Annotated in this window: 2 protein-coding genes; both read left to right on the top strand. The window is 57.8% G+C overall.

Annotated elements, in window-relative coordinates:
* Positions 1-259 (top strand): hypothetical protein (locus IWX87_RS19845; protein ID WP_231374937.1); only part of this gene is annotated, 259 nt, incomplete at its 5' end.
* A gap of 168 nt (positions 260-427) precedes the next feature.
* On the top strand, positions 428-1,657 hold the full coding sequence (locus tag IWX87_RS19415) for a DDE-type integrase/transposase/recombinase (RefSeq protein WP_196865139.1): 1,230 nt from the start codon (positions 428-430) through the stop codon (positions 1,655-1,657).
* The last annotated feature ends 59 nt before the right edge of the window (positions 1,658-1,716 follow it).

Here is a 1,716-nt window from a genome sequence, read left to right on the forward strand (position 1 = left end):
GTCTATCGTCTCAAATTCAGTGCCTGCCCAGCCCATCGTTTTCCTTCAAATCTTTCTTGAGGGGAATTTTGCCGGAGTTGTGTATAACGAAATGCGCTTGACCTGGTCCCAGGGGCAACGTGGCGCTCAGCCAGGCGCTCAGCGTGTCCACGTCGCCGAGGTTACTTTGCAGCTGCGCGATGCGGTGCTGCATGTCCCAGCCTTTTTGTCGGTTTACCTTCAATCTGTCACTTTTGAACTTTCAATTGTCACCAAATAGACCACGCACATAGGTCATTTTCACTGGAGGCGCCTGGTAAAAAGGCGTCATCCAGGCAAATCTGCCCAGACAAGCATTTTCAAAATGTAGCCCTTTCAATTGGCACAACCTTGCATTTGCTACCTTCAATGTGTCACTATGTGCGCATTGACCTGCAAGGACATGACGATGGGACGTTTTCAGGTGGTATCTAATGCGCTGGCAGTTGCCGGCGACCGCCTTGTTGCCATCATCAGCGTCGAGCCTGCCGGATCGGTCATGGTTCGTGATCTTGCCAATGGACGAATTCATGCCGCTTGTGCCGCGGATCTGAGTGCGCCACCTCCGGCAGTTCGCCTGAAGGCCTCCAGCGAGTCCATCATTTCCGCTGCCACGGATTCCCAATGGGCGTTGGCCCAACGCCGCAAGGAAGCCCTCTGTGGAATCGATGAGGCACAAAATGCTACCCGGCAAGTCGCGCAAATTTCGGCTGAGTTCGAAGTATCCCGGCGCACCGTCTTTCGCTGGCTTGCGCTGTACCGACAGGCGCCTCAAACTTCCACGCTCCTGCCTCGTGCCCGCGGAACGCCCGTTGGTGCCCACCGCATCGATGATCGGCTCGATAAATTGATTGCCGAGGTCATCCAGGAGGTGTATTTGACCAAAGTGCGCGCCAAAAAAGAGGAGGTCGTGCGGATGGTGGGTTTGCGCTGCGCGGCCTTGGGCTTGAGGTCTCCCTCGCGCAAGCCCATACTTGCCCGGCTCAAAGAGCTCGACCCTGGTCAAGCCGCGAAAGCCAGGCTGCAGCCAGGAGAGGCAGCAACCCAAACGGACTTTGTCCCCGGAAACTACCAAGTCCAGCATGCCTTGGAAGTCGTGCAGATCGACCACACCCCGGTGGACGCCATCGTCGTGGATGAGGCCAGTCGCTTGCCCATAGGCCGGCCGTGGCTCACGCTGGCAGTCGATGTGGCCACGCGCGTGGTGGTCGGGTTTTATCTCTCGATGGAAGCGCCATCTTCAACCTCTGTGGCCCTGTGCCTGTCGCAGGCCATCCTTCCCAAAGAGAGCTGGCTCAAGTCCAGGGGACTGGCATGCATCTGGCCCGTTTGGGGTCTGCCTGCAGCCGTGCATACAGACAACGGTGCTGACTTTACCGCAGCCGCGCTGCGCAGAGGCTGTGACGAGCATGACATTCGACTGATTCTTCGTCCCATCGCCACACCGCACTACGGCGGCCACATTGAGCGCCTGATTGGCACGCTGATGGGCCGCGTGCATTTGCTGCCGGGAACCACGGGTTCAAACACGCAGGACAGGGGGGACTATCCGTCCGAGTCCAATGCACGGCTGACGATGGCAGAGCTGGAGCAGTGGCTGACCCCCCCCTGTGTCAGACTAGTTGCCGCTCCCCCGTGATTGCGGATGATCCGCATTGGAGCGCTATTTATGACAACAAATCGACATTCAACTGAATT

Source organism: Polaromonas sp. CG_9.7 (assembly GCF_015752205.1).
Classification (GTDB): domain Bacteria; phylum Pseudomonadota; class Gammaproteobacteria; order Burkholderiales; family Burkholderiaceae_C; genus Polaromonas.